This is a genomic window from Paraburkholderia sp. WS6, assembly GCF_030464835.1.
Lineage (GTDB): Bacteria > Pseudomonadota > Gammaproteobacteria > Burkholderiales > Burkholderiaceae > Paraburkholderia > Paraburkholderia madseniana.
In genome coordinates, this window is sequence record NZ_JALQCK010000006.1 from 150,490 (window position 1) to 177,028 (window position 26,539).

A 26,539-nucleotide genomic window follows, 5' to 3' on the forward strand; every position below is an offset into this window, starting at 1 on the left:
AAGCGCGGCGGAGGCCGCGGACGCACTGAGTGCGTGCCGCGTACGCGCCGGACCAACGCGCCACGGCGATGCGGCGTCTGCTCGTGCGCTCGCCGAACGGTACCGCCCTCAAAGATCCGGCGGCGGCGTCTTGGGCCGGAATTCGCATAGCGGCTCGATCACGCAGTGCCAGCATTCCGGACGGCGCGCTTTGCATACATAGCGGCCATGCAGAATTAGCCAATGGTGGGCATCCTGCTTGAACTCGGCGGGCGTGAATTTCTCCAGCGCCGCTTCGACCGCGCGCACGTCTTTGCCAGGTGCGAGCCCGGTTCGATTCGCAACCCGAAAGATATGCGTATCGACAGCGATGGTCGGATGACCGAATGCCGTATTCAGGATCACGTTCGCCGTTTTACGCCCGACCCCCGGCAAGCTTTCGAGCGCCTCACGATCCTCCGGTACTTCGCCGCCGTACTGGTCGAGCAGAATGCGGCAGGTTGCGATCACATTCTTCGCCTTGGTCCGATAGAGGCCAATCGTTTTGATGTAGCCGGCAACCCCTTCCTCGCCAAGGTCGAAGACCTTCTGCGGTGTGTTCGCGACCGGGAACATCTTGCGCATCGCCTTGTTCACCGACACGTCGGTGGCCTGCGCGGACAGCAGCACGGCAATCAGCAGTTCGAACGGTGTGGTGTACTCGAGCTCGGTCGTGGGATGCGGGTTGAGACTCTGAAGCGTCTCGTAGATGGCGCGGCGTTTGTTCGCGTTCATGCGCAGCGTAGAGTTAAGGGTTAGCGCTTCTTTGGCGGAGTGTCGGTGTTGTCCGCAGCGAGTCCGAGACGGCGGCGGCGTGCTTCGGCGGCATCGATCTGCGCCTGCACGTCGGCGCTGACGCGCTCGGTGTTCTGCGGACCTTGGCCCTTGGCGGCCAACTCTTCTTTCTTCTGGCGTGCACGTTCGAGCGCGGCCTGGATGATCGCGCGTTTCTTCGCTTCGGCGGAGTCCGCTGCAGGCGCGGCGGGTGTTGCTGCGGCACCGGTTTCCATCACCTGAGCGGGCGCGCTGCTGACCGCTCGCCGCGCTGCAGCACGCGCCTCCGCAGCTTCGCGTTCGCGGGCGAGACGGGCTTCACGCCGGTTGTGGCGCTCGCGCGCGGCGTCGGCCTGGCTCTGGCTCCATGCGTCCCAGCCGGTTGCTTCACCCGTGACCGGCGGCATCGCAATGCAGTCGACCGGGCAGGGGGGCACGCACAGGTCACAACCGGTACAGAGCTCGGCGATCACGGTGTGCATCTGTTTCGGTGCACCAACTATTGCATCGACCGGACAGGCCTGCATGCACAGCGTGCAGCCGATGCAAACTTGTTCGTCGATAACCGCCAACGGGCGCGGCCGTTCGACGCCGTTGGCGGAATTGAGCGGGATCACCGGCTTGCCGAGCAGTGCGGCAAGGCGCGCGATGCCTTCGGCACCACCCGGCGGGCACTGGTTGTAGTCGGCTTCGCCATGTGCGACGGCTTCGGCATACGGGCGGCATGCGGGATAGCCGCACTTCGTGCATTGCGTTTGGGGCAGCAGATCTTCGATGCGGTCTGCGAGTGTTCTGGAATCGGTCACGGTCACGACGTTGGGGCTTGCCTCGTGGCCGCACGGCATGCCGTGCGCGGATTAGGGAAAACACGCGGCAGGCCGGGGCAACACAAAAGCGCTGCGAAAGCGCGCAAACACGCGCCAATATAGGCAAATACAGACACGAATAGAGGCGCGAATTTGTGCAACTGAGGCTGCAACTAAGCGCAAGCGCTGGGCTTGAACTAAATAGCACATTATCGCCGATTTCCCCAATTGCCATCCGCAATCCATGTGCCATAATCGAAGCGCTTTTTCGAAAGACCGCATAAGGGTGTTCCCCCAACCAGCCCGTTCAGTGCTGTCGGTGCAAGGCCCGAGGAGAGGCCGGCGGCGCGATCCGGATAACGCGGCTCACGAAGACGATGCCACCATGAATCAGCCGAAAATCAAAAGAGATCCTGAAGGCACGCGGCGCCGCATTCTGCTTGCGGCGGCCGAAGAGTTTGCAAATGGAGGGTTGTTCGGCGCACGCGTCGATCAGATTGCCCGCCGCGCGGAAACTAATGAACGCATGCTCTATTACTACTTCGGTAGCAAGGAGCAGCTTTTCACTGCTGTACTCGAGCACGCATTCAGCGCGCTCAATGAAGCGGAACGAACGCTCGAACTGAACGGTGTCGCACCGGTCGAGGCGGTGACACGTCTCGCGCATTTTGTTTGGGATTACTACCGCGATCATCCCGAGTTACTGCGTCTCGTCAATAACGAGAACCTGCATGAGGCACGCTACATGCAGAAGTCCACGCGCATCCGCGAAATGATTTCGCCGATTGTCGCCACGCTCGGCGGCATTCTTGAGCGGGGTCAACGCGCGGGGCTGTTTCGCACCAACGTCGATCCGCTGCGCTTTTACGTGACGCTGTCCGGCATGGGCTACTACATCGTGTCGAACCGCTTCACGCTCGAGGCGACACTCGGCCGCGATTTCAGCAGTGCGGGCGAACGCAGCGAACTCATTCAGATGAACACCGAGTTGCTGCTTGCGTATCTGTTGCGGAAGTAAGCTGCAGCGCGACCGCGCATCGACGGCATAAGAAGCGTCAGAAACGACAACGGCCTCTGAAGAAGAGGCCGTTGTTTATCTCTGCGCGCGGGGTGCTCAGGCTTCGACTTTTTCCTTCGCTACCTTCGGCGCCTTGTTGTGCTCGAGGATGAAGTCGCGCAACTGCGGATAGATGATGGTGCGCCAGCGGCGGCCCGAGAAAATGCCGTAGTGGCCGCATTTTTCCGCGGTGAAGTGACGCTTGTTCTTCTCCGGAATGCCGCTGCACAACTCTTGCGCGGCGAACGTCTGACCGTCGCCGGAGATATCGTCCAGCTCGCCTTCGATCGTGAAGAGCGCGGTCTTCGTGATGTCCTGCGGACGCACCCGTTCGCCCGCGACGTCCCACGTGCCCTCGGCCAGGCTGAAGTCCTGGAACACCACGCGGATCGTGTCGAGGTAATAGTCCGCGTCCATGTCGAGTACGGCGTTGTACTCGTCGTAGAAGCGGCGATGCGCTTCCGCGTCGTCTTCGTCGCCGCGCAGCAGGCTCTGGTAGAAGTCCCAGTGCGAAGCTGCGTGGCGCTCAGGATTCATCGCGACGAAGCCGGTGTGCTGCAGGAAGCCCGGGTAAACCTTGCGGCCCACGCCCGGGTAGCTCGGCGGCACCGTGAAGATCACGTTGTTTTCGAACCATTCGTACGAGTGCTGCGTGGCGAGCGAGTTGACCGAGGTCGGGCTCTTACGCGCGTCGATCGGGCCGCCCATCATGGTCATGGTGCGCGGCGTGTCTTCGCCGCGGCTCGCCATCAGCGAAATGGCGGCGAGCACCGGGACGGTGGGCTGGCATACCGAGATCACATGCAGATTCTTCGCGCCGATGTGGCGGATGAATTCCTGGATGTAAGCGATGTAATCGTCGAGGTGAAACTCGCCTTCTTCGAGCGGCACCATGCGTGCATCGATCCAGTCGGTCAGGTAGACCTTGTGGTCTTGCAGCAACGTGCGCACGGTATCGCGCAGGAGCGTGGCGTGGTGCCCTGACAACGGTGCGCACACCAGCACGACCGGCTCATCTTTCAATTGGGTAACAGCGTCGCTGTCGTCCGCGAAACGCTTGAAGCGCATCAGGCGGCAAAACGGTTTTTCGATGATCGTTTGTTCGATGATCGGAATGTTGTGACCGTCTTTGACAATTTGATGAAGGTTGAACTCAGGCTTTTCGTAATCTTTGCCAAGCCGGTAGAGCAGTTCGTAACCGGCTGAGAGGCGTGTGGCACCGGGCACATAGGCTAACGGGCTGGCGGGATTCGCGAACGATTTCGACGCAGCCTGGGCCCAGGCGGTAAGGGGGCTCAACATCGCCCGTTGGAATTCGTGCAGTTGGTAGAGCATGGGTGCTCCGTTTAAGCGGTTCGCATGGGGCTTGGCAAACACGCGTGTGGCGTTGCGGCAGGCCGTATTGGTTGTAGGCACATTGATTTTCGGCCAACAGTCTGCTCGATCATACTGAACAAAGCGTACTTGTGCAATGCAGCAATTTGCGTGCGGGCTGCGCGCAAACTGACATTAAATCATGGTACTGACGATGCCGCCGCGCCGCTATCCGGGGTTGCCGCAGCCTCAAGTTCCTCTGTCATGGTGCCGTTATGCGGTGGCTGCCCGGTCGCCTGGGCCATCGCCTGTTCGTGCTTCATCAGGTTCAGGCCGGTGTGCACCAGCGCCACATGCGAAAACGCTTGCGGGAAATTACCGACCAGGCGTTTCGCGGTCGGATCGTACTCTTCCGCCAGCAGACCGACGTCGTTGCAGAGGCCGAGCAGCCGTTCGTACATCGCGACGGCTTCATCGATGCGGCCTTGCAGCGCCAGGTTGTCCACCATCCAGAACGAGCACGCGAGGAAGGTGCCTTCGCCAGGCGGCAGACCGTCGTCGTATTCAGTGGTGCGGTAGCGCATCACGAAGCCGTCGTGCATCAAGTCCTTTTCGATCGCCGCCACCGTGCCCTTGACGCGCGGATCCGTCGGCGGGAGGAAGCCGACCAACGGCATCAGCAGTACGCTCGCATCGAGCTGATCGCTGCCGTAGGACTGGGAGAACGCATTAAGCGCCGGATTCCACGCCTTCGCGCAGACTTCCGCGTGGATTGTCGCGCGGGTTGCGCGCCATTCATCGAGTGGGCCTTCCAGCTTGAACATTTCGGCGGACCGGATGGCGCGGTCGTAGGCGACCCACGCCATCACCTTGGAGAAGGTGAAGTGCTGGCGGCCGCCACGGGTTTCCCAGATGCCTTCGTCCGGCTCTTGCCAGATCGTGTCGAGATGGCTGAGCAACGCGCGCTGCACGTTCCATGCGGTGTCGTCCGCCTGCAGGCCGCCGACGCGCGCGAGATGCAGCGCGTTCATCACTTCGCCGTAGACGTCGAGCTGGCGCTGCCCGACCGCGTTGTTGCCGATCCGCACGGGTTTGGCGTCCTGATAACCCGGCAGCCAGTCGATTTCGAATTCGGGCAGGCGCCGCTCGCCGGCGATCCCGTACATGATCTGCAATTGATCCGGCGCGCCGGCCATCACGCGGCCCAGCCAGCTGCGCCATGCGCGCGCTTCGTCGTAATAGCCGCCGCGCATCATCGCGAGCAGCGTGATGGTGGCGTCGCGCAGCCAGCAATAGCGGTAGTCCCAGTTGCGCGTGCCGCCCAACTGTTCCGGCAGCGACGTGGTGGGCGCGGCGACGATGCCGCCGGTCGGCTCGTACGCCAGCGCCTTCAGCGTAATCAGCGAGCGGCGGATCTGCGCGGCCCATTTGCCCTCGACCGTGCTGCGCGCCGACCATTCGAGCCAATGGTTCTCGGTGCGGGCAAGCGACGTGTGCGGATCGCGTCCTGGCGGAATGCGCAGATGCGAAGCCGCATAGGCCAGCGAAAACGGCACGCGCTCGCCTTCGCTCACCGTGAACGTCGCGATGGTTTTCATGTTTTCGCCGCGCAGTTCGACCGGCGTGCGCAGCACCGCCGTGTCAGGGCCGACGATCGCCTTGATGCCGCTGTCGTGCTTCAGGCGATCCACCCACGGAATCGAAAAACCGTAGTCGAAGCGCAGCACCAGTTCCATCTGCATGCGCACCGTGCCGCGTTTGCCAACCACGATCCGCACCATCTCCGACCAGCCGTTGCCCGGCGGCATGAAGTCGATCAGCGTGACCGCGCCTTCGGGCGTTTCGAAATCGGTTTCCAGAACCAGCGTCTCGCCGCGATAACGGCGCGTGATCGTGGGCGGCGTATCGGGGACTGGCGAAATCAGCCAGCGGCCGTTGTCGGGCGTGCCGAGCAGGGCGGCGAAACACGCGCCGGAGTCGAAGCGCGGCCAGCAGAGCCAGTCGACCGAACCCTCGCGGGAGACGAGCGCGGCCGTGTGGCCGTCGCCGATGAGCGCATAGTCTTCGATGAGTGCGGGCATGGGGGAGCGTGTCTGTTTTATGCGAGGCGAAGGCCGCCGCGCTGGGGGTCATTGTGTTACCGGACCCGCGCGATGCGTTTTGGTTCAGCGCGCAATGCGGCAAAACGCGGGTTGGTAATTGTCAAATCACTGCCTACAATCAATTTTCATGCCGATGCTCGGAGTTCGCCGGATCATGCGTCGGCCTTGCCCATGGCGCATGCAAAAGCCGTTTTCGAGGACCCAAGCAATGCTGAACCCGTCGAAATCCGATTGCATCACAATTCTCTCCGCCGCCAGCGAACTGGCTGACGATTCGATGTTGCCGCTCGAACATGGCCGGCTGGGCCTGAGCCGCAACGGAATGCTGGCTGCGGCGGCCTTTCTGATCGAACGGGCCTGCTTCCGCCGTCATCAGGAAGGTGACGGCCATTATGCCGTCGGCGGATTGTCGTTGCAGGGGCGTTTGCGGCTGGATCAGCTTTCGAACGGCTGACCGTTTCTCCGTTTCTGCCTTTCTCCATTGCGCGGGCTCGCGCCATGCGGCTGTCCGCAGTTGTCTCGCATCTGGCGCATTGCGTCCGATGCGACTCTGTCGCGCCCGTACCGCTTCGCTGTGCCACGTGTTGCATTGCCACAGCCGCTATCAGTACGCGCGCCATATCCCGCACCGGCCCCCCGTTCGTGCGAGACATTTCCGGGCCGGCACTGCGCCCGGTCGTGTGTCCCTTCTTGCAGCTTCCATGGCTGACTGCCGCCGCCTAGAAGTGCGACGACCCCATGCCGAAGATCCCAATGATGCCGATGATGATCAGATAGAGCGCGACGATGTAGTTCAACAGGCGCGGCATGACGAGAATCAGAATGCCGGCGATCAACGAAACCAGCGGGCCCAGGCTGAGTGTGACGTTCATGAAAACTCCGTAGTGTGAGATGGGTGAGACGCGGTTGAAAAAAACGCCCCGTCAGGCGGGACAATTGCTAAGCATGAACCGGCAGGCCGGCCAGCCGAACGCGGCCCGGCCTACGCGGCCCGCCGGATTCGCTGCATGATCCGACGCAACGCTTTTATACTTGCCTCGACAAAACAATTCGACCGATTGCGCGGCAGACCAGAGACACCATTACAACCGAATAACCGATGAAGAGGAGGTCGTATGCTTCGTAGTCACCGTGCTGCAATGCGTGCTGTCTCAAGCTCTCCTTTGCCTTCTGCTGCTCAATCCACCTCATGGCGCGGCGGGCGGCCAGCTCCTCTGCGCTCCGCCCGCTCGATAATAAAAGGTTTCGTGCTCATGGTCTCGATTGTTGCTTCGCATGCGTTTGCGCAAGATTCCGGCCCGGCTCCCGCCGATGGCGTCTATGACATGCTGGTCGGTACTTACACGGCTGGCAAGAGCGAAGGGCTGTACGTCTATCGCTTCGACACGAAGACGGGCGAAGCGACCCGCGTGTCGGTCGCGCAGACGGTCAATCCGTCGTATCTGGTGGTGAGCCGTGACCGGCGCTTCGTCTATGCGGTCAACGAATTGCCCGGCGACAACGGCCCGGCCACGCAGCGCGGCGGCATCAGCGCGTTTCGCTTCGATGCCGCGAGCGGCCAACTGAGCTTTCTCAACAAGGTCTCGTCGGACGGCAATGACCCGTGCTATCTGAGCCTGTCGCCGGACGGCAAATATCTGCTGACCGCGAACTACTCGGTGGCGGCCGACCCGGGCGGCAGCTTCGCGGTGTTCCCATTGCAGGCGGACGGCCAGGTGGGCGCGTCGGTGCTCACGGTGCATCATGAAGGCGGCGGTCCTGTGAAGGGACGTCAAGACAACTCGCACGTTCACTCAACCGTGTTCTCGCCGGACGGTCACTACCTGTTCGCGCAGGACCTTGGCGCCGACAAGCTGTATTCGTACCGCTACACGCCGGACGGCAGCCGCGGCCTGCTCGGCCCGACCGATTGGCGCTACACCCAGGAGAAAGCAGGCACGGGCCCGCGTCACCTGGTGTTCGGCGCGGACGGCAAGCATGCCTATCTGACTAGCGAACTGGCTGCTACGGTCAGCACCTTCAATTACGCCGACGGCAAGCTCACGCAGGTGCAAACGAGTTCGCTGATCGAGCCCGGCTTCAAGGGCGCAGTAGGCGCCGCGGCCATTCATCTGTCGCCGGACGGACGCTTCCTTTACGCCACCAATCGCGGCGATGCGAACGAGATCGTGATCTTCTCGGTTGATCCGGCCAACGGCCATCTGAAGAAGATCGGGCACCAGTCGAGCCTCGGCAAGTCGCCGCGCGAATTCGCGATCGACCCGACCGGCAACTGGTTGATCGTCGGCAATCAGAACAGCGGCACCGTGTATGTGTTCAAGCGCGATCAACAGAGTGGGTTGCTCGAAGCGAATCCGAAACGTATCGAGATCGATTCGCCGGTGGACTTCAAGCTGGTGTCGCCGTCGTGAGGTGGGTTGCTGACGATCTGAATCCGCGCGTTGAATAAAAAACGGGTCGCTTCGAGCGACCCGTTTTTTTGTCTGGCTTTGGTTGGTGGCGACCGGACCGTCCCGTTTATTCCGCCGGTCCCGGTGCAAGCACTTCACGGCTGCCGTTGATGCCCATCGCAGACACCAGGCCCGCCGTTTCCATCTGCTCGACAAGACGCGCCGCGCGGTTATAACCGATGCGCAATTGCCGCTGCACCGACGAGATCGACGCGCGCCGCGTGCGCACCACGAAGGCGACGGCTTCGTCGTAAAGCGGATCGGCTTCGGCATCCGGCGTGTCGCCGAACAGATCGGGCGACGCACCTTCAGTGGCCGGGCCGTCGAGAATGCCTTCCTCGTATTGCGGTTCGCCGAACTGCTTCAGATACTCAACGATCCGGTGCACTTCCTCGTCGGCGACGAACGCGCCGTGCACGCGCTGCGGGTAGCCCGTGCCCGGCGGCAGGAACAGCATGTCGCCCTGGCCGAGCAGCGATTCGGCGCCCATCTGATCGAGAATCGTGCGCGAGTCGATCTTCGACGACACCTGGAACGCCACACGCGTCGGAATGTTGGCCTTGATGAGGCCGGTGATCACGTCCACCGACGGACGCTGCGTCGCCAGAATCAGGTGGATGCCGGCGGCGCGCGCCTTCTGCGCGAGGCGCGCGATCAGTTCTTCGATCTTCTTGCCGGCGACCATCATCAGGTCGGCCAACTCGTCGATCACCACGACGATCAGCGGCAGCGGCGCGAGCGGCTCGGGTGCGTCCGGGGTCAGCGAGAACGGGTTGCCGAGCTTCTTGCCCTTGGCTTCCGTATCGCGGATCTTCTGATTGAAGCCGGCCAGGTTGCGCACGCCGACCGCGGACATCAGACGGTAGCGCTTTTCCATTTCGCCGACACACCAGTTCAGCGCGTTGGCGGCCAGCTTCATGTCGGTGACGACCGGCGCGAGCAGATGCGGAATGCCTTCGTACACCGACAGTTCCAGCATCTTCGGATCGATCATGATGAGCCGCACTTCTTCGGGCGTCGCCTTGTAAAGCAGCGAGCAGATCATCGCGTTAATCGCCACCGATTTGCCCGAACCCGTTGTGCCCGCAACCAGCATGTGCGGCGCCTTCGCCAGATCGGCGACCACCGGATGGCCGGTGATGTCCTTGCCCATCGCCAGCGTCAACTGCGAATGCGAGTTCTGGTAGACGCTGGCTTCGAGGATTTCGGACAGGCGAATCGTCTGCCGCTTGGCATTCGGCAACTCGAGGCCCATGCAGGTCTTGCCGGGAATTGTCTCGACCACGCGAATCGACGTGAGACCGAGGCCGCGCGACAAGTCCTTCATCAGGCCGACGATCTGACTGCCGCGCACGCCGAGCGCCGGCTCGACTTCGAAGCGCGTGATGACCGGGCCGGCCGAATGGCCGACCACGGTGACCGGCACCTTGAATTCCTGCAGACGCTGCTCGATCAGCAGGCCGGTTTCGATGAGCTTTTCTTCTGACACGGGTTCGACGTCGGTGTCGGCGCGCGCGAGCAGATCGAGCGTCGGCAACTCGACCATCGATGCCGCGGGCGCGCGGAATTCGAAGCCGTTGGCGGGGGCGTGGCCGCGCAGCGGCGTGCGCTGGATTGTGGGTTCGGTGGGTTCTACAGGCTCAGCGGGCTCCGCAGGGTCGGTGCGCTCGGTCGAGGGTTCGTCGACGATGGTGGCCGAGGTCGCTGGTGCTGCCTGAACTGCGAAGCCAGGGAAACGAACCACGTTCGACGCGTGCGATACGTCGCTTTGCGGTTCTACTGCGGCAACGATGGCCGAAGCGTCCGAGGCGGCCGACGAGTTCAAATCGTCGGCTACGTCCACTGTTTCCAATACGTCCGATACATCCGATAGGGCAGGGGCGTTCGTCATTGCCGCGTCGACTGGCGCGACAGCATCGATGCTGGTTTCCCAGGGCGCGAGCGGTTTTTCGATGACGACTTCGGCAACCGGCACGGACGTCGCTCTGTGCGCTTGCGTCGGTTCGTCTTCGACGAACGGCGGCACGTCCGTTTGCGCGTCACTGGCTTCCAGTTGGGCTGCGAAGATTTGAAATGGCGTTGGCGTTGGCACCGGCGCTGCATACTGCGTGGCTGGCGTGTGTGTCGCAACCAACGGCGCCTGGATAACCGGCGGTTCAATCGGCCATTGCACGACAGGCTCGGTATCGTCCTCGACCGGCGCTTCAGAGGCGCCTTCGATTCGCGGCGTTTCGACGGGCGATTGCGTCGCTGCATGGTGGTCCGGCGCAGCCTCGACTACGTCCTGCAAAGGCGCGCTTACATCCGGCACTGCGGCCATTTCGACTTCGTTCGCATGTGAAGACGAAGCTACGTCCGATTGCCCAGCCTCGACCGGTGGCTCGGTACCCGTCAGAGCGTCCAGAGTCGTCGTGACGATCGCGTTTTCCGCGCCGCTGCTGCGCGCGAGGCTGACGCCGGCAATGTCGGTCCAGCGCGCGGCGTTTTCCGCGATGCTGCGAAGCGTCTCCTGGACGCTGGCGGGCGGCGTGACCTTTTGCTCGGTCGCCATCGGCCGGGTATAACTCGGAGCCGGCGTGCTGAACGGAGCCGGACGCCGCGTTGTCTGCGCCGGCGCGGTGTTGGTGTCCGCGCGCGGAGCGGGCGAGAACGGCTGCTGGGCAGCCGTAGAGCGACTTCCAGAAGATCCTGCACTGGCGGCTGAACCCGGCGCCGTCGACGGACGGCCTGCGTCAGCCGAGGCGTTCGCCGCCGAACCGGCTACCGAGCCTGACACCATCCGCGTTGCCGCGAAGGCGTGCGCCGCTTGCGCTGCAGCAGCCGGCGCAGCGACTGCGCCCCCGAAACCCGCCACGCCCGAGCCCGACGATCCCACCGGACGTTGCTCGCCAGCAGAGCGCCGACCAACCTGCGATGCGCCATCGCGAGCCGGAGTCGCTGTCGTTCCTGATCCCGCTGGCGAACCGGCTGCAGATGCGGGCGCACGCGGCGCCGTTGCCGAATCACGCAACCATCCGGCCGGCGCGACTGGTTCGGCCGGCATCCATGCGGTCCTGTCCGCGTTCTGCAAGTGTGTCGGCGTCGTCGTCTGCGTCGGCACTTGCCGTGGCGCCTGGCGCGGTGGTGTCGCGGCGGACGTACGCAGCACCGGCTCCGCCTGGGCGGACTGGCTGCGCGTCTTCACTGCGCCGGCGCGCCAGTTCGCCCCAGCGCCACGCGCCGCTGCGTCCCTGGCCGCGGCGGCACCTGCCGCACCGGCAGCCGCAGCCGCGTTGCGGCCGTTCGCCGTCGGCCGCCAGACGGTCGGGCGCGCATAACGTCCATTGCTTTTGGGCGCCATGGTGTTGCTGGACGGCGACATATGCGACGGCAAACCGTCATCGACACTGCGATGGCGGCGCGCTTCCTCGTCGCGTTTCGCGAGGCCGCGGGACAAGCCGAGGCCGAATGCACCGTCGGCCCACACGGCGACGTCGCGCCAGCGGAAGTCGATCAGCCAGGGCAGGCTGATCAGGAGCAGGGCAAGCGCCGCGAGCGGCGTGCCGATGTGTCCGAGCAGATGACCGAAGCCCGCCGCCAGCGCATGGCCGAAGCCATTCACGCCGGCCACGCCGATCAACGACGCCTCCAGCGCGCAGCTTGCCACCAGGACGCAGACGAAGCCGAGCCAAAGGCGGATCGTGCCGGGGCCGCGCAAACCTGCGCCGCCCGGCAGCACCGACTTCACGAGGCGCCAGAAAAGAGGAATGAACCAGACGGCCGACCCGCCGAACCAGCCGAAAACTACCGTGTGCATACTAGACATCAACGAATGACGGACGCGCAAGAACGCAATCCGTCGAGTTTAACCGGCGAAGCCCGATGCTTCGAAGGCAGACGCAAGTATGCCTGCGCCAAATGGAACGAACCGCGTACCGATCACTTGGCGCTGCGGTCGAATGTGAGCGTGTCGCCGTTGTCGAGCACCAGTTGCATCTGCTGCGGCGCGCGCATCTGCACGCCGGTGCGGTCGATGTGGTTCAGCGCGTCGAGATACGAACCTTCGATCTGCCCGCCCGGCGTCGCACACGCCATGCGCGTGCCGCCCAGGGTGCCGAAGCTCAGCTTGCCGTCTTTCAGCGCATACGAGCCCATGTAGCGGTTGCAGCCGGAAAAGCCGCTGGCGTGGCGCTGGCCTTTGTCGGTGGAGAGCACGAGCGTGATCGGCGCGCCCTGATCCGCGGACGGAATCGCGCGGGCCGTGCCGTCGGCCTGTTTCCAGCCGGTGAGTACCCAACTGGTGTCGTCGAGCAACTGGGTGGCGGCCGGGTTGAACGGATCGGGCGGTGCGGCCTCCGAGTCGGGGTGCTTCGGGATGGCGCACGCGCTGCATAGCGCGGCGACGCTCAACGCGGCGATGGCCGTGCGCGCAAAAGGGATGAAGCGCGCAACACCTCGCGCGGAGGAGCTTTGGAGCATGGCGTCGTTCCTCTTCAAACTGGCGAAGGCGTAAGGGTAACGCACTCGGCACGCCGCACGCGAGCGCAACGGCGTGAGAACGGACTTAAACACGTGCGTCGCGGCGCGCGCCGCAGCGCCTAATGCGCAGATAGCAACGCGGACTCGGCGAGCAAGGCGCGGTGCGGGGTGCGCATGTTAACATCGTGTTCCACCTAATCCCACCCTCATCCGACTTTTATCTGGAGACCCCATGCAGATCGGCCAACGGATCGGCACGCCCCTTTCTGAATCCCCCACGCGCGTCATGCTGCTCGGCGCCGGCGAGCTCGGCAAGGAAGTGATCATCGCGCTGCAACGGCTGGGCGTCGAAGTGATCGCCGTCGACCGTTATCCGAATGCGCCGGGTCATCAGGTCGCGCATCGCTCGCACGTGATCGACATGACCGACCGCGCCGCCTTGCGCGCGCTGGTCGAACAGGAGCGTCCGCACCTGATCGTCCCCGAGATCGAAGCCATCGCGACCGATGCACTCGCCGCCATCGAAACCGACGGCCTCGCCGAAGTGATCCCCACCGCGCGCGCCACGCAACTCACGATGAACCGCGAAGGCATCCGCCGTCTGGCCGCTGAAGAACTCGGCCTGCCGACCTCGCCGTACGCGTTCGCCGATTCGCTCGAGGAACTGCGCGCGGGCATCGCCAAAGTCGGCTATCCGTGCGTCGTGAAGCCGGTGATGTCGTCGTCGGGCAAGGGGCAGTCGGTGCTGAAGAGCGACGCGGACGTCGAACCCGCCTGGCAATATGCGATGGCGGGTGGCCGCGTGAATCACGGCCGGGTGATCGTCGAAGGTTTTATCGACTTCGAATACGAAATCACGCAACTCACCGTGCGCGCGATCGATCCGGCGAGCGGTGAAGTCAGCACGTATTTCTGCGACCCGATCGGGCACGTGCAGGTGGCGGGCGACTACGTCGAATCGTGGCAGCCGCAGCCGATGAGCCCGCTCGCGCTGGAACGTTCGCGCGAAGTGGCGCACAAAGTCACTGCGGCATTGGGCGGCAGGGGCCTGTTCGGTGTGGAACTTTTCGTGCGTGGCGATGACGTATGGTTCTCGGAAGTGAGTCCGCGTCCGCACGATACCGGTCTGGTCACGCTGTGCTCGCAACGCTTCTCGGAGTTCGAACTGCATGCGCGCGCGATTCTCGGTTTGCCGGTGGATACGTCGCTGCGGGCGCCGGGCGCGTCGGCGGTGATTTACGGCGGCCTGGACGAAACGGCGATCGCTTTCGAAGGTGTCGCGGCGGCGTTGGCCGTGCCGAATGCGGATCTGCGGCTTTTCGGCAAGCCGGAGAGCTTCGTCAAGCGCCGCATGGGCGTGGCGCTGGCCACTGGCGAGACGACCGAAGAAGCACGCTCGCGCGCGAAGCAGGCCGCGGCGGCGGTGCGGCCGGTTTCCACGAAGTAAGGCGCGTCAAAGCGCTGCCTTGCGGCGCTGCAGCGTGTCGATGTGCCGTGAAGTGTGAAGTACCCGCGCGCCGCGCAAACCCGCCGCGCGCGAAACCCGACTCATTGAAGTTTGTTGAAGTAGAGGTACGTATGCCCCTGGAATCCCGCAAGAACATGCGGTCTGGAAGCTTCGGCCGTCTCGGCGCACTGGGTGTGATACTCGCGCTGTGTGCGGCGATGACAGGGTGCGGCCTCGCCGCTGCGCCGTGCCGGGTGGCGTCGGCTGGGCTGAAGATCGTGCCGCTGGTCGGGCACGTCGCCGCCGCGCCGACCGACGCTTGCGCCGAGGTGATCGATCCATAAGCAATCCACGACCGGTTCGCGATGGGGTCATGAGCGGTCCGGGCGTGCAACACAGCCGCAACGCAAGGCGCGCCGCCCACGCTTGATGTGCAACAACAATCGAGGCATCGAATGAAGAAATGGCTTGTTGCAGTCACCGCGGCAGCGGGTCTTGCGGCGCTGTACGGCAATGCATGGGCCGCGCCATCGAACCTCGCCGATATTCAGGCGAAGAATCGCCAGACGCATAAATACACCTGCGCGACCGGCAAGATTCTGCAAGTGACCTACTGGAACACGGCGAACGGCCAGAGCTTCGCGCTCGTGCCTGTCAAGGGCCAGCAACTGCTGTTCGTCAACACGATCTCGGCTTCCGGCGCGAAGTATCAGGCCGGCAGCTACACCTGGTGGACCAAGGGTCCGCGCGCCGATCTCTACGACGCGACGGACGGCGAAAACGCCCCGCCGATGCTCTCCGACTGCGTCACCATCAATCGCTGAGCATGATGCGGCGGCTTTCTTCAGACACGCCGCCTGCCTCGCCTTACGTTTGTCTCTGCCTTGTGGCGCTGCCCGCCGGCGCGCATCCTTTCCGTTCGAGTAGTAAGCTGTCCGGCATGGCATCCGCTGTGTCCGCTGCCATTGCTGTCGCCAGTGTCGTCGCTATCACCGTTATGTCAGGCCGCGCAAGGCTCGCGCGGTTGTCGTCGTCTTCGATCGTCCGATATTGGACTTCAACGGGCGGGCTCATGGCCCGCGTCCGTTTCATCAAGCGAGACCCTCCATGAAAGCATCGGACCTGTTCGTCAAATCGCTGGAAGCCGAAGGTGTCGAGTACGTGTTCGGCATCCCGGGTGAAGAAAATCTCGATCTCCTCGAATCGCTGCGCCGCTCGAAAATTCGTCTGATTCTCACGCGTCACGAGCAGGCGGCCGGGTTCATGGCCGCCACGTATGGACGCCTCACCGGTCGCACCGGCGTGTGTCTGGCCACCCTCGGACCGGGCGCGACCAACTTCGTGACCGCTGCCGCGTACGCGCAGTTGGGCGGCATGCCGATGCTGATGGTGACCGGACAAAAACCGATCAAATCGAGCAAGCAGGGGCATTTTCAGATCGTCGACGTGGTGCGGATGATGGAGCCGCTCACCAAGTACACGCGGCAGATCGTGTCGATCGCCAACATTCCGGCCGCGGTGCGCGAAGCGGTCCGTCAGGCGGAGGAAGAACGGCCGGGCGCCACGCACCTCGAATTGCCTGAAGACGTTGCGCACGAAGAGGGCGACGGCCATCCGATTCCGAAGAGCTTCAGCCGCCGCCCCGTTGCCGAGGAAAAGGCCGTGGCGCGCGCGGTCGAGGCGATCACGAAAGCGAAGCATCCCTTGCTGATGATCGGCGCCGGCGGCAATCGCAAGACCACCACCAAAATGTTGCGCGAATTCGTCGACCAGATCGGCATTCCGTTCTTTACGACCCAAATGGGCAAGGGCGTGATCGACGAATCGCACCCGATGTGGCTCGGCAACGCCACCTTGTCCGACGGTGACTTCGTGCACCGCGCAATCGACCACGCGGATTGCATCATCAATGTCGGCCACGACGTGATCGAGAAGCCGCCGTTTTTCATGCGCAGCGGCGACGCCGGCGAGAAGACGGTGATTCACGTCAACTTTCTCGGCGCGGAAGTCGATACGGTGTATTTCCCGCAGATCGAGGTGGTCGGCGATATCGCCAACGCGGTGTGGCAGCTCAAGGAAAGCCTCAAGGAGCGTCAGGAACACTGGGATTTCACGCGTTTCAAGGAGATCAAGCAGCACTTCGAGGAGCATCTGGTCAAAGGTCAGCACGACGACCGTTTCCCGATGTACCCGGTGCGGATCGTCAACGACGTCTACGAGACCACGCCGGTGGACGGCATCGTGTGTCTGGACAACGGCATGTACAAGATCTGGTTCGCGCGCTACTACCGCGCGCATGAACCGAATTCGCTGCTGCTCGATAACGCGTTGGCGTCGATGGGCGCCGGCTTGCCGTCGGCGATCGCGACCAAGATCGTGCACCCCGACCGCAAGGTCATGGCGGTGTGCGGTGACGGCGGCTTCATGATGAATTCGCAGGAGCTGGAAACGGCAGTGCGTCTGAAGCTCGATCTGGTGGTCCTGATTTTGCGCGACGACGCGTTCGGCATGATCCGCTGGAAGCAGGAAAACATGAACTTCCCGGACTACGGCATGACGCTGCGCAACCCGGATTTCGTCGCGTATGCAGAGAGTTACGGCGCGAAGGGGCATCGCATTGAATCGGCCGCGGAATTCGCGCCGCTGCTGCGCGAATGTTTCGCGACGCCCGGTGTGCATGTGATCGATCTGCCGATCGACTACTCGGACAACGAGCGTGTGCTGAATCGCGAGATCAAGCGGCTGAGCGCCCAACTATGAATGGTGCGGCCATGTGCGGCAACGAGACATAGCACTTGCCGGCTGCATGGCTGATGTCAGGCATTGGATCAAGGAGAACGCGTCATGTTGAACAAGACTTACCCGTACTACCTCGCCAACATTGCGGTGGCGGCCAACACGGATCTCGAAGTCACGGATAAATTCAGCGGCGAAGTGGCGACCCGCGTGGCGATGGCGGACGCGGCGGCGATCGACAAAGCGATCGGCTATGCCGTCGAAGCGATGCCGGCAATGCGCGCGTTCCCGCCGTTCAAGCGCCAGGCCGTGCTCGAACATTGCGTGAAGCGGTTTCGCGAGCGTTACGACGAATTGGCGCTCGCGCTGTGTATCGAAGCGGGCAAGCCGATCAACGACTCGAAAGGCGAGGTCACGCGTCTGATCGACACGTTCAAGGTGGCGGCTGAAGAGTCGGTGCGCATCGACGGCGAGATCATCAATCTGGAGATTTCGCCGCGGGCGAAGGGCTACCACGGCTACGTGAAGCGTGTGCCGATCGGTCCGTGTTCGTTTATCTCGCCGTTCAATTTTCCGCTGAATCTGACCGCGCACAAGGTCGCGCCGGCGATCGCGGCAGGCGTGCCGTTCGTGTTGAAACCGGCGAGCCGCACCCCGGTCGGCGCGCTCATCATGGGCGAGATTCTGGCGGAAACCGACCTGCCGAAAGGCGCATTCTCGATTCTTCCCGCGCATCGCGACGGTGCCGATCTGTTCACTACCGATGAGCGTTTCAAGCTGCTTTCCTTCACCGGCTCGCCCGCGGTGGGCTGGGAACTGAAGAAAAAGGCCGGCAAGAAGAAAGTGATTCTGGAGCTGGGCGGCAACGCGGCGGCGATCGTCGACGGCGATCAGGGTGGCAAGCTCGACTATGTGGTCGATCGGCTGGCGTTTGGCGCGTTCTATCAGTCGGGGCAGAGTTGCATCGGCGTGCAGCGGATTCTGGTGCACGCGAAGATTTACGATGCCCTGCGCGAGAAGCTGATCGCGAAGACGAAGTCGCTGATCATGGGCGATCCGAAGGACGAGAAGACCTTTGTCGGGCCGATGATCTCCGAATCGGAGTCCAATCGTCTCGCCGGCTGGATGGAAAGCGCGGTGCAGGCGGGCGCGAAGATCGTCGCCGGTGGCAAGGTGGAGGGCGCGATGTTCGAGGCCACACTGCTCGAAGGCGTGAAGCGCGACACCGACCTTTATCGCAAGGAAGCCTTCGGCCCGGTGGCGATTCTGGAGCGTTTCGACGATTTCGACGCTGCGCTCGCCACCGTCAACGACAGCGACTTCGGCCTGCAAGCCGGCGTGTTCACCGATTCGCTCGCCCATGCGCACCGCGCCTGGGATCTGCTCGACGTGGGCGGCGTGGTGATCAACGACGTGCCGTCGTTCCGGGTCGACAACATGCCCTATGGTGGCGTGAAAGATTCCGGGCTCGGGCGCGAAGGCGTGCGCTACGCGATCGAGGATATGACCGAGATGCGTTTGATGGTGATGCGCGAGACGTGGTGACGGGGTGGTGCGGCGGCGCATGACGATGATGCGGGCGCCTGCCGGGGCTGTGCTTCTTCTACAGGGATTCGGGCCCCGTCGTGGTGTGCGGTGGTCCGTGCCCCCTCGTTCGGGCATCCTGTGGCAGGGTCGGGTTGAGCCGGACTGTCATGCATCTGTCGCACGCGCGCACTACGCTGCCAGCGAGGCGGTCCGACCCTCGCAGGCCGCCTTTCGGAGCCGGCACCGACGGTCTGGTGAGCGGCTCGCCGTCCGGCTTTCGCCGTCGTAAGCAGAAAGCCGGCAGATGCGCCATGAGTGTTTTTGCTGAAGTGCTACAATACCGGCCTTTCCGGCGGGTGTTTCCGCCGGCCGGAGCCGGCCGCATTTTTCCCGTAATACTGACGGGTCCCGTGCGGAACGCCGTGGCTCCGCCTTCATCCTGATGCCCTCTGCGGTTCCGACCGCTGCCGCGCGCACCGCGCCAAGCGCATTTTTAGCGAAAGCCACCATGTCCGACACAGCCGTCACGCCCAGTACTGCGACTTTTGATCAATTCGGTCTCGCGCCCGACATCCTGAAAGCCGTCAAAGAATCGGGCTACACCATCCCTACGCCGATCCAGGAGCAGGCGATTCCCGTCGTGCTGGCGGGCCGGGACATGATGGGTGCCGCGCAAACCGGCACCGGCAAGACCGCCAGCTTCTCGCTGCCGATCATCCAGCGCTTGCTGCCGCAGGCCAGCACGAGCGCATCGCCCGCCCGCCATCCGGTGCGCGCGCTGATCCTCACGCCGACCCGCGAACTGGCCGACCAGGTGGCGGCGAACGTGCAGTCGTACGCGAAGCACACGGCGCTGCGCAGCGCCGTGGTGTTCGGCGGTGTCGATATGAATCCGCAGTCCGAGCAACTGCGCCGCGGCGTCGAAATTCTGATCGCGACGCCAGGCCGTCTGCTCGATCACGTGCAACAGAAAACCGCCAATCTCGGCCAGGTGCAGATCCTCGTGCTCGACGAAGCCGACCGGATGCTCGACATGGGCTTCCTGCCGGATTTGCAGCGCATCCTGAACCTGCTGCCGAAGGAACGTCAGACGCTGCTGTTTTCGGCCACGTTCTCGGGCGAAATCAAGAAACTGGCCGCTACCTATCTGCGCGACCCGCAGACGATCGAAGTCGCACGCAGCAATTCGACTGCGACCAATGTGACGCAGATCGTCTATGAAGTGGCCGAGGGCGACAAGACGGGCGCGGTCGTTAAGCTGATTCGCGACCGCGGCCTCAAGCAGGTGATCGTGTTCTGTAACAGCAAGATCGGCGCAAGCCGGCTGGCGCGGAGTCTGGAGCGCGACGGTGTGATCGCCACCGCGATTCACGGCGACCGCACCCAGAATGAACGGATGCAGGCTCTGGATGCGTTCAAGCGTGGCGAGATCGAGGCTTTGGTGGCGACTGACGTCGCTGCGCGCGGTTTGGATATTGCCGAGCTGCCGGCCGTGATCAATTTCGATCTGCCGTTCAATGCGGAAGATTATGTGCACCGGATTGGCCGTACCGGGCGTGCTGGGGCTTCCGGTGATGCTTTGTCGCTGTGCAGCCCGAATGAGCGGAAGCAGCTGGCTGATATCGAGAAGCTGATCAAGCGGCCTTTAGAAGTGCAACACCTGACTGTCGATACGCCGGTGCGGCATCACCATGAAGAGCGCCCGCCGCGGCGCGAGCGCGTGGATGGCCGTGCAGAGGGCCGCGACGAGCGGGGCGGTCGCCGGCGTTCGGGGGCTTCGTCCTCGGGATCGTTCGATCGGCCGCATCATCATCGTGCGCAGCCTGTGGATGATTTCTTCCTCAAGCCTTATGAGCCTTCGGCGGCTTCTGTGAGGAAGGTTGAGGAGGCGGCTGCATCGTCTGCTGCTGCTCCGCAGAAGTCGACTTCCAAGCAGCCGTTGGCGGCGTTGCTGGGTGGGTTTGGGATGCCGAGGAAGTCGCCGTCGTCGACCTGATTGCTGGCTTTTTGCCTGGGTTTTGTTGTTTTTAGTGTTTCTTTTCTGAGCGCTTCTTTTCTGCGCGGTTCACTGGCGCTGCCTCTGTTCGGGGCGGCCGCTACGCCTCGCTGCCATCACACTCGCACGCCCGTGCGCTGCGCCCATGCTGCCGTCGCGGCTGCATAAAAGCCCTCTAGCGTAGTATGCGCAGTCCCGTCTAATCCAAGCCCCAGATGACGAGCGGCTGCGCTCAGCGCTTCAAACGGTTTGTCATTGTCCAGCGCAGTTGCGCCGTTTTGCTTGCTGAGCTTTTCGCCCTCATCGTTCGTGACCACCGGTACGTGCAAATACTCCGGCGTCGGCACGCCCAGGCAACGCTGCAGGTAGATCTGCCGCGCTGTTGAATCCATCAAGTCCGCGCCGCGCACGATGTGCGTAATCCCCGCGTCCGCATCGTCGACCACCACCGCCAGTTGGTATGCCCACTGATCGTCAGCGCGTCTCAGGACGAAGTCGCCGACCTCGGTGGCCAGGTTCTGCGTCTGTTTGCCCTGCCAGCGGTCCTCGAATGTGATCACCGCGGCATCGCCGTCGGGTACGCGCAGGCGCCATGCGCGCGCCGGTTTGCCATGCAGGCCGTTGCGGCAGGTGCCGGGGTAGGCGAGCGTGGTGTTGCGCGCGTGCGCATGCAGCAGCGAGTCGGCAATCTCCTTGCGCGTGCAGCCGCATGGATAGACCAGGCCGGCGGTCTTCAATTGCTCCAGCGCTTCCTGATAGCGCGCAATACGATCGCTTTGCCAGACCGGCGGCTCGTCGGCATGCATGCCGAAATGTTCGAGGGTCGATAAAATCTCCTCGGCTGCGCCTGGGACGGTGCGAGGCCCGTCGATGTCTTCGACGCGCACCAGCCACGCGCCGCGATGCGCGCGCGCGTCCAGCCAGCTTGCGAGCGCGCTCACCAGTGAGCCGAAATGCAAGGGCCCGGTAGGCGACGGCGCGAAGCGTCCACGATAGGTCATGGGTTCGATCGGTGTGTTGATGCGCAAATACGATGAACAACTGAGGGACCCATGCCGCTCAGCCAAGAATCCGTATGGGGGCGGCGGGCCGCAACGTGAAGGCGCCCGCCCGCCGCAACTGCCCGCATCACGCGGCGCGCGTTGCCTTGCTGTCCGGATGGCATTCCGGACACGTCTTGCCCGCCACGTACATTGGCGATTGCTGCGCTTCCGGCGGCACCACCGCGCGGCAGCCGAAGCATTGCACGGTCGCGGTCGGCTCCAGTTGCGGATTCAGCGCGGTGCGGTAGTCGAATACGAAGCAGTCGCCGTGATAGTGCGCGCCGCCGACTTCCTCGAAATACTTCAGGATGCCGCCTTCGAGCTGGTACACGTTCTCGATGCCGACTTCCTTCATGTGGATCGCCGCCTTCTCGCAACGAATCCCGCCTGTGCAGAACGACACCACCGTCTTGCCTTCGAGATCGGCGCGGTTTTGTTCGATGACTTCGGGAAATTCGCTGAATTTCGTAATGCGGTAGTCGAGCGCGTCATCGAACGTGCCGACGTCCACTTCGAACGCATTGCGTGTGTCCAGCATGACGACGGGGCGGCCTTCGTCGTCATGGCCGCGGTCGAGCCAGGTTTTCAGCGTGGGGGCGTCGACGAACGGCGCGCGGCCAAGCTCCGGCCGGATCGCCGGCTTTTTCATCGTGATGATCTCGCGCTTGAGCTTGACCAGCATGCGGGTGAACGGCTGTTTGTCCGACAGGCTTTCCTTGAACTGCAGATTGACGAACTTGCCTTCGAACAGCGCGTCGTGACGGATGTAGTTGATGAACGCGTTTGTGGCTTCGCGCGTGCCGGCGACGAACAGGTTGATGCCTTCCGGCGCCAGCAGGATGGTGCCGCGCAAGCCGAGCGCATTACAGCGCTCCGTAACGAACGGGCGCCATGCGGCGGTGTCTTCGATGGTCGCGAAATGATACGCGGCGAGATTGACGATACTCATGTGTGTCCAGCGGTAAGAAGTGGCCGCGCGGAAAACGGGGCGCATTGAAAACGCCCGCATTCAAACTCCATGCTGCGCGGCCACGTCGAAAAGGGCGAAACCGCTATTATCCCTCAAGCCGGCGCTTTGGCCGACTCGGCCGAATGGCCAACCCTTTGCGGCAGCGCAAATCGCCTGCACAACACCGGTGTGCGGCGCGCTCGCGTTTCTGTCCTAAGCCGAACGGCTAACGCGCGGTTTTGCCCTGAAAACTCCGGAAGGGTGGAGTTACAATGTCGCCCATGTCAGATCCCCGCTTCGTTCATCTTCGCGTCCACTCCGAATTCTCGATTGCCGATGGCATCGTGCGTCTTGACGACATCGTCAAGGCCGCTGCCAAAGACGGTCAGGGTGCGCTCGCCCTCACCGACCTCGGCAACGCGTTCGGCCTCGTTCGTTTCTACAAGGAAGCCCGCGGCAAAGGGGTCAAACCCATTGCCGGCTGCGACGTCTGGATTACCAATCCCGACGACCGCGAGAAGCCTTCCCGTTTGCTGCTGCTGGTCAAGAACCGGCGCGGCTATCTGAATCTGTGCGAACTGCTCAGCAAGGCATCGCTCACCAACCAGTATCGCGGCCGTGCGGAAATCGAAGCCGGCTGGCTCGAATCCGGTCTGGGTGAAGGCCTGCTCGCGTTGTCGGGCGCGCAACAGGGCGACATCGCCCTCGCGCTCGCCGCCGGCAACGAAGAAGCGGCCAAACGCAATGCATTGCATTGGGCGAAGGTGTTTCCTGGCGGCTTCTATATCGAACTGCAACGGTGTGGTCAGCCGGGCGGCGAGCAGTACGTGCAGCAAGCGGTTGCGCTCGCGGCGTCGCTGAAATTGCCGGTGGTGGCCACTCACCCCATGCAGTTCATGACGCCGGACGATTTCACCGCGCACGAAGCGCGTGTGTGTATTTCCGAAGGCGACATCCTGGCGAATCCGCGCCGCTCGAAACGCTTTACGTCCGAGCAGTATTTCCGTACGCAGGAAGAAATGGCGGGGCTGTTCGCGGACCTTCCGTCGGCGCTTGCCAATAGTGTCGAAATCGCCAAGCGCTGCAACCTGACGCTCGAACTCGGCAAGCCGAAGCTGCCGCTCTTTCCGACACCCGACGGCATGTCGCTCGACGACTACCTCGTGCAATTGTCAAAAGAGGGCCTCGAAAAGCGTCTCGAACAGTTGTACCCGGATGCGGCCGAGCGCGAGGCGCAGCGCGAGACGTACTACCAGCGCCTCGAATTCGAGTGCGGCACGATCATCAAGATGGGCTTTCCGGGCTACTTCCTGATCGTGGCGGACTTTATCAACTGGGCCAAGAACAACGGCGTGCCGGTCGGTCCGGGCCGGGGCTCGGGTGCAGGTTCGCTGGTCGCGTATGCGCTCGGCGTGACCGACCTCGATCCGCTGCGCTACAACCTGCTGTTCGAACGGTTCCTGAATCCGGAACGGGTCTCGATGCCCGACTTCGACATCGACTTCTGCCAGCACGGCCGCGACCGTGTGATTCAGTACGTGAAGGACAAGTACGGCGCGGACGCCGTGTCGCAGATCGCCACCTTCGGCACGATGGCGGCGAAAGCGGCCGTGCGCGACATCGGCCGCGTGCTCGATCTCGGCTATATGTTTACGGACGGCATCGCCAAGCTGATTCCGTTCAAGCCGGGCAAGCACGTCACCATCGCCGACGCGATGAAGGAAGAGCCGCTGCTGCAGGAGCGCTTCGATAACGAAGACGAAGTGCATCAGTTGCTTGAACTCGCGCAGCGCGTGGAAGGCCTCACGCGTAACGTCGGTATGCACGCCGGCGGCGTGTTGATCGCGCCCGGCAAGCTGACCGATTTCTGCCCGCTCTATACGCAGGGCGACGAAAGCGGCGTCGTGAGCCAGTACGACAAGGACGACGTCGAAGCCGTCGGCCTCGTGAAGTTCGACTTTTTGGGCCTCACCACGCTGACCATTCTGGATTGGGCCGAGCGCTATATCCGCCGTCTCGATCCGTCGAAGAAAGACTGGTCGCTCGCGCAGGTGCCGCTCGACGACGCGGCGTCGTTCTCGATCCTTAAGAAAGCGAACACGGTTGCCGTGTTCCAGCTGGAAAGCCGCGGCATGCAAGGCATGCTGAAAGACGCGCAGCCTGACCGCTTCGAGGACATCATCGCGCTGGTCGCGTTGTACCGTCCGGGCCCGATGGACCTGATTCCGAGCTTCTGTGCGCGTAAGCACGGCCGCGAAGTGGTGGAGTATCCGGATCCGCGTGTTGAATCTGTTCTGAAAGAGACCTACGGCATCATGGTCTACCAGGAGCAGGTGATGCAGATGGCGCAGATCATCGGCGGCTACTCGCTGGGCGGCGCCGACTTGCTGCGTCGCGCGATGGGTAAGAAGAAGGCCGAGGAAATGGCCGAGCATCGCGAGCTGTTCCGCCAGGGCGCCGCGAAGAACGGGCTGGCCGGCGAGAAGGCCGACGAAATTTTCGACTTGATGGAGAAGTTCGCGGGCTACGGCTTCAACAAGTCGCACGCGGCGGCGTATGCGCTGCTTGCGTACTACACCGCATGGCTGAAGGCGCATCATCCGGCCGAATTCATGGCGGCGAATATGTCGCTCGCCATGGACGACACGGACAAGGTCAAGATCCTGTTCGAGGACTGCCTCACGAACAAGATGGCCGTGCTGCCGCCGGACGTCAATCTGTCGGCGTACCGGTTTGAGCCGGTCGCGGAAGCGGACGGCAAGCGCTCGAAAACGATCCGCTACGGTCTCGGCGCGATCAAGGGCAGCGGCCAGAACGCGATCGAAGAAATCCTGCGTGCACGCGAAGAAGGTCCGTTCATCGACATCTTCGACTTCTGCAACCGGGTCGACCGCCGGATCGTCAATCGCCGGACGGTGGAAGCATTGATCCGCGCCGGTGCGTTCGACACGCTGCATGCGAATCGCGCACAGTTGATCGCCTCCGTCTCGCTGGCCATGGAAGCCGCCGAGCAGGCAAGCGCCAATGCGATGCAGGCGGGCCTGTTCGATATGGGCGACGCGCCCTCGCAAGGTCACGAACTGGTCGACGAGCCGGAATGGCCGGAAAAGAAGAAGCTGCAGGAAGAGAAGGCCGCGCTCGGTTTCTACCTGTCGGGCCATCTGTTCGATGCCTACAAGAATGAAGTGCGCCGTTTCGTGCGCCAGAAGATCGGCGAATTGAAAGAAGGGCGCGACAAGCTGGTCGCGGGTGTGATCGCGTCGCTGCGTACGCAGATGACCCAGCGCGGCAAGATGCTGATCGCGCTGCTCGACGACGGCACCGGTCAATGCGAAGTGACCGTCTTCAATGAGACCTTTGAAGCGCACAAACAGCTATTCAAGGAAGACGAATTACTGGTGGTGCAGGGCCAGGCGCGTAACGACGCATTCACCGGCGGCATCCGTTTCACGGTCGACACGGTGATGGATCTCGGCCGCGCGCGTTGCCGTTATGCGGAAGCCGTGAAGGTGCAGATGAACGGCAATGCAGACGCGTTGGCGTTGCGGCGAGTGCTCGAAGCGCATAGCGCGGGTAAGGACGAGCCGCAAGCTACGCCGACGCCGGCGGCGTCATCGCGTGGTGGCAATGGCGGCGGAGGCGGTGGTGGCCGCAACGGCGGCGGTTATGGCGGCGGTGGCCAGCGCCAGGCTGTGCAGATTCCGAGCGGCCTCGCGGTGCAGGTGGTCTATCGCAGCGAAAACGCGCAAGGCGAAATGCGTCTGGGCGATGCGTGGCGCGTGAAGCCGACTGACGAACTGCTCGCGGCATTACGCGGTGAGTTTGCCGGAAGCTCGATCGAAATCGTTTATTGATGTCTGGT

General features: G+C 63.2%; 19 protein-coding genes. 10 read left to right on the forward strand and 9 right to left on the reverse strand.

Annotation, left to right across the window (positions count from 1 at the left end; translation table 11 throughout):
* Positions 1–108: 108 nt before the first annotated feature.
* Complete coding sequence (gene nth, locus M0D64_RS09835) at positions 109–753, reverse strand: endonuclease III (protein WP_074285000.1); 645 nt, start codon at positions 751–753, stop codon at positions 109–111.
* Positions 754–773: 20 nt separating this feature from the next.
* On the reverse strand, positions 774–1,598 hold the full coding sequence (rsxB, locus tag M0D64_RS09840) for an electron transport complex subunit RsxB (protein ID WP_266257457.1): 825 nt from the start codon (positions 1,596–1,598) through the stop codon (positions 774–776).
* Positions 1,599–1,983: 385 nt separating this feature from the next.
* On the opposite strand from rsxB, the gene M0D64_RS09845 reads away from it, so the two are divergent.
* Positions 1,984–2,616 (forward strand): TetR/AcrR family transcriptional regulator, encoded by a 633-nt coding sequence (locus M0D64_RS09845; RefSeq protein WP_154559005.1) that lies wholly within the window; start codon positions 1,984–1,986, stop codon positions 2,614–2,616.
* A 96-nt stretch (positions 2,617–2,712) separates the two neighbouring features.
* On the opposite strand, the gene M0D64_RS09850 is transcribed toward M0D64_RS09845, so the two are convergent.
* The gene (locus M0D64_RS09850; RefSeq protein WP_154559006.1) at positions 2,713–3,990 is read right to left on the reverse strand and encodes a polyhydroxyalkanoate depolymerase; all 1,278 of its coding nucleotides are present in this window, start codon (positions 3,988–3,990) and stop codon (positions 2,713–2,715) included.
* A gap of 179 nt (positions 3,991–4,169) precedes the next feature.
* The gene (locus M0D64_RS09855; RefSeq protein WP_266257458.1) at positions 4,170–6,050 is read right to left on the reverse strand and encodes a glycoside hydrolase family 15 protein; all 1,881 of its coding nucleotides are present in this window, start codon (positions 6,048–6,050) and stop codon (positions 4,170–4,172) included.
* Between the two features lie 229 nt (positions 6,051–6,279).
* On the opposite strand from M0D64_RS09855, the gene M0D64_RS09860 reads away from it, so the two are divergent.
* The gene (locus M0D64_RS09860) at positions 6,280–6,525 is read left to right on the forward strand and encodes a hypothetical protein (RefSeq protein ID WP_054035019.1); all 246 of its coding nucleotides are present in this window, start codon (positions 6,280–6,282) and stop codon (positions 6,523–6,525) included.
* Positions 6,526–6,790: 265 nt separating this feature from the next.
* Here the strand turns inward: M0D64_RS09860 and M0D64_RS09865 are convergent, their stop codons facing one another.
* Positions 6,791–6,943: a DUF3096 domain-containing protein gene (locus M0D64_RS09865; protein ID WP_154559008.1), complete on the reverse strand. Its 153-nt coding sequence runs from the start codon at positions 6,941–6,943 to the stop codon at positions 6,791–6,793.
* A gap of 243 nt (positions 6,944–7,186) precedes the next feature.
* Between M0D64_RS09865 and M0D64_RS09870 the strand changes: the two genes are divergently transcribed.
* Positions 7,187–8,482 (forward strand): lactonase family protein, encoded by a 1,296-nt coding sequence (locus M0D64_RS09870; protein WP_266257459.1) that lies wholly within the window; start codon positions 7,187–7,189, stop codon positions 8,480–8,482.
* 106 nt (positions 8,483–8,588) lie between these two features.
* Here M0D64_RS09870 and M0D64_RS09875 read toward each other — a convergent pair whose 3' ends face one another.
* Entirely contained in the window at positions 8,589–12,317 is a 3,729-nt protein-coding gene (locus M0D64_RS09875) for a DNA translocase FtsK (protein ID WP_266257460.1), read from the reverse strand.
* Between the two features lie 122 nt (positions 12,318–12,439).
* The gene (locus M0D64_RS09880; RefSeq protein WP_266257461.1) at positions 12,440–12,979 is read right to left on the reverse strand and encodes an META domain-containing protein; all 540 of its coding nucleotides are present in this window, start codon (positions 12,977–12,979) and stop codon (positions 12,440–12,442) included.
* A 232-nt stretch (positions 12,980–13,211) separates the two neighbouring features.
* On the opposite strand from M0D64_RS09880, the gene purT reads away from it, so the two are divergent.
* The 6 genes from purT (at position 13,212) to M0D64_RS09910 (ending at position 20,685) form a co-directional block, all read left to right on the forward strand.
* Entirely contained in the window at positions 13,212–14,426 is a 1,215-nt protein-coding gene (purT, locus tag M0D64_RS09885; protein WP_266257462.1) for a formate-dependent phosphoribosylglycinamide formyltransferase, read from the forward strand.
* 131 nt (positions 14,427–14,557) lie between these two features.
* On the forward strand, positions 14,558–14,770 hold the full coding sequence (locus M0D64_RS09890) for a DUF6726 family protein (RefSeq protein ID WP_266257463.1): 213 nt from the start codon (positions 14,558–14,560) through the stop codon (positions 14,768–14,770).
* Positions 14,771–14,881: 111 nt separating this feature from the next.
* A complete protein-coding gene (locus M0D64_RS09895) occupies positions 14,882–15,250 on the forward strand; it encodes an MliC family protein (protein ID WP_154562163.1) in 369 nt (122 codons plus the stop codon).
* A 283-nt stretch (positions 15,251–15,533) separates the two neighbouring features.
* A complete protein-coding gene (locus M0D64_RS09900; protein ID WP_054035013.1) occupies positions 15,534–17,186 on the forward strand; it encodes an acetolactate synthase large subunit in 1,653 nt (550 codons plus the stop codon).
* A gap of 84 nt (positions 17,187–17,270) precedes the next feature.
* Positions 17,271–18,707, forward strand: a complete 1,437-nt coding sequence (locus M0D64_RS09905) for an aldehyde dehydrogenase family protein (protein WP_266257464.1) — start codon at positions 17,271–17,273, stop codon at positions 18,705–18,707.
* Positions 18,708–19,197: 490 nt separating this feature from the next.
* A complete protein-coding gene (locus M0D64_RS09910) occupies positions 19,198–20,685 on the forward strand; it encodes a DEAD/DEAH box helicase (RefSeq protein WP_097393560.1) in 1,488 nt (495 codons plus the stop codon).
* A 116-nt stretch (positions 20,686–20,801) separates the two neighbouring features.
* Here the strand turns inward: M0D64_RS09910 and gluQRS are convergent, their stop codons facing one another.
* The gene (gene gluQRS / locus M0D64_RS09915) at positions 20,802–21,686 is read right to left on the reverse strand and encodes a tRNA glutamyl-Q(34) synthetase GluQRS (RefSeq protein ID WP_266257465.1); all 885 of its coding nucleotides are present in this window, start codon (positions 21,684–21,686) and stop codon (positions 20,802–20,804) included.
* A 127-nt stretch (positions 21,687–21,813) separates the two neighbouring features.
* Positions 21,814–22,677, reverse strand: a complete 864-nt coding sequence (locus tag M0D64_RS09920; protein WP_266257467.1) for a sulfurtransferase — start codon at positions 22,675–22,677, stop codon at positions 21,814–21,816.
* Between the two features lie 272 nt (positions 22,678–22,949).
* On the opposite strand from M0D64_RS09920, the gene dnaE reads away from it, so the two are divergent.
* The gene (dnaE, locus tag M0D64_RS09925; RefSeq protein ID WP_266257468.1) at positions 22,950–26,531 is read left to right on the forward strand and encodes a DNA polymerase III subunit alpha; all 3,582 of its coding nucleotides are present in this window, start codon (positions 22,950–22,952) and stop codon (positions 26,529–26,531) included.
* Positions 26,532–26,539: the final 8 nt, after the last annotated feature.

What these genes read in the sequence shown, in the direction of transcription:
- nth (WP_074285000.1), bottom strand. Translation starts at nt 753, where the DNA reads ATGAACGCGAACAAACGCCGCGCCATCTACGAGACGCTTCAGAGTCTC.
- M0D64_RS09845 (WP_154559005.1), top strand. Translation starts at nt 1,984, where the DNA reads ATGAATCAGCCGAAAATCAAAAGAGATCCTGAAGGCACGCGGCGCCGC.
- M0D64_RS09850 (WP_154559006.1), bottom strand. Translation starts at nt 3,990, where the DNA reads ATGCTCTACCAACTGCACGAATTCCAACGGGCGATGTTGAGCCCCCTT.
- M0D64_RS09855 (WP_266257458.1), bottom strand. Translation starts at nt 6,050, where the DNA reads ATGCCCGCACTCATCGAAGACTATGCGCTCATCGGCGACGGCCACACG.
- M0D64_RS09860 (WP_054035019.1), top strand. Translation starts at nt 6,280, where the DNA reads ATGCTGAACCCGTCGAAATCCGATTGCATCACAATTCTCTCCGCCGCC.
- M0D64_RS09865 (WP_154559008.1), bottom strand. Translation starts at nt 6,943, where the DNA reads ATGAACGTCACACTCAGCCTGGGCCCGCTGGTTTCGTTGATCGCCGGC.
- M0D64_RS09870 (WP_266257459.1), top strand. Translation starts at nt 7,187, where the DNA reads ATGCTTCGTAGTCACCGTGCTGCAATGCGTGCTGTCTCAAGCTCTCCT.
- M0D64_RS09875 (WP_266257460.1), bottom strand. Translation starts at nt 12,317, where the DNA reads ATGCACACGGTAGTTTTCGGCTGGTTCGGCGGGTCGGCCGTCTGGTTC.
- M0D64_RS09880 (WP_266257461.1), bottom strand. Translation starts at nt 12,979, where the DNA reads ATGCTCCAAAGCTCCTCCGCGCGAGGTGTTGCGCGCTTCATCCCTTTT.
- purT (WP_266257462.1), top strand. Translation starts at nt 13,212, where the DNA reads ATGCAGATCGGCCAACGGATCGGCACGCCCCTTTCTGAATCCCCCACG.
- M0D64_RS09890 (WP_266257463.1), top strand. Translation starts at nt 14,558, where the DNA reads ATGCCCCTGGAATCCCGCAAGAACATGCGGTCTGGAAGCTTCGGCCGT.
- M0D64_RS09895 (WP_154562163.1), top strand. Translation starts at nt 14,882, where the DNA reads ATGAAGAAATGGCTTGTTGCAGTCACCGCGGCAGCGGGTCTTGCGGCG.
- M0D64_RS09900 (WP_054035013.1), top strand. Translation starts at nt 15,534, where the DNA reads ATGAAAGCATCGGACCTGTTCGTCAAATCGCTGGAAGCCGAAGGTGTC.
- M0D64_RS09905 (WP_266257464.1), top strand. Translation starts at nt 17,271, where the DNA reads ATGTTGAACAAGACTTACCCGTACTACCTCGCCAACATTGCGGTGGCG.
- M0D64_RS09910 (WP_097393560.1), top strand. Translation starts at nt 19,198, where the DNA reads ATGTCCGACACAGCCGTCACGCCCAGTACTGCGACTTTTGATCAATTC.
- gluQRS (WP_266257465.1), bottom strand. Translation starts at nt 21,686, where the DNA reads ATGACCTATCGTGGACGCTTCGCGCCGTCGCCTACCGGGCCCTTGCAT.
- M0D64_RS09920 (WP_266257467.1), bottom strand. Translation starts at nt 22,677, where the DNA reads ATGAGTATCGTCAATCTCGCCGCGTATCATTTCGCGACCATCGAAGAC.
- dnaE (WP_266257468.1), top strand. Translation starts at nt 22,950, where the DNA reads ATGTCGCCCATGTCAGATCCCCGCTTCGTTCATCTTCGCGTCCACTCC.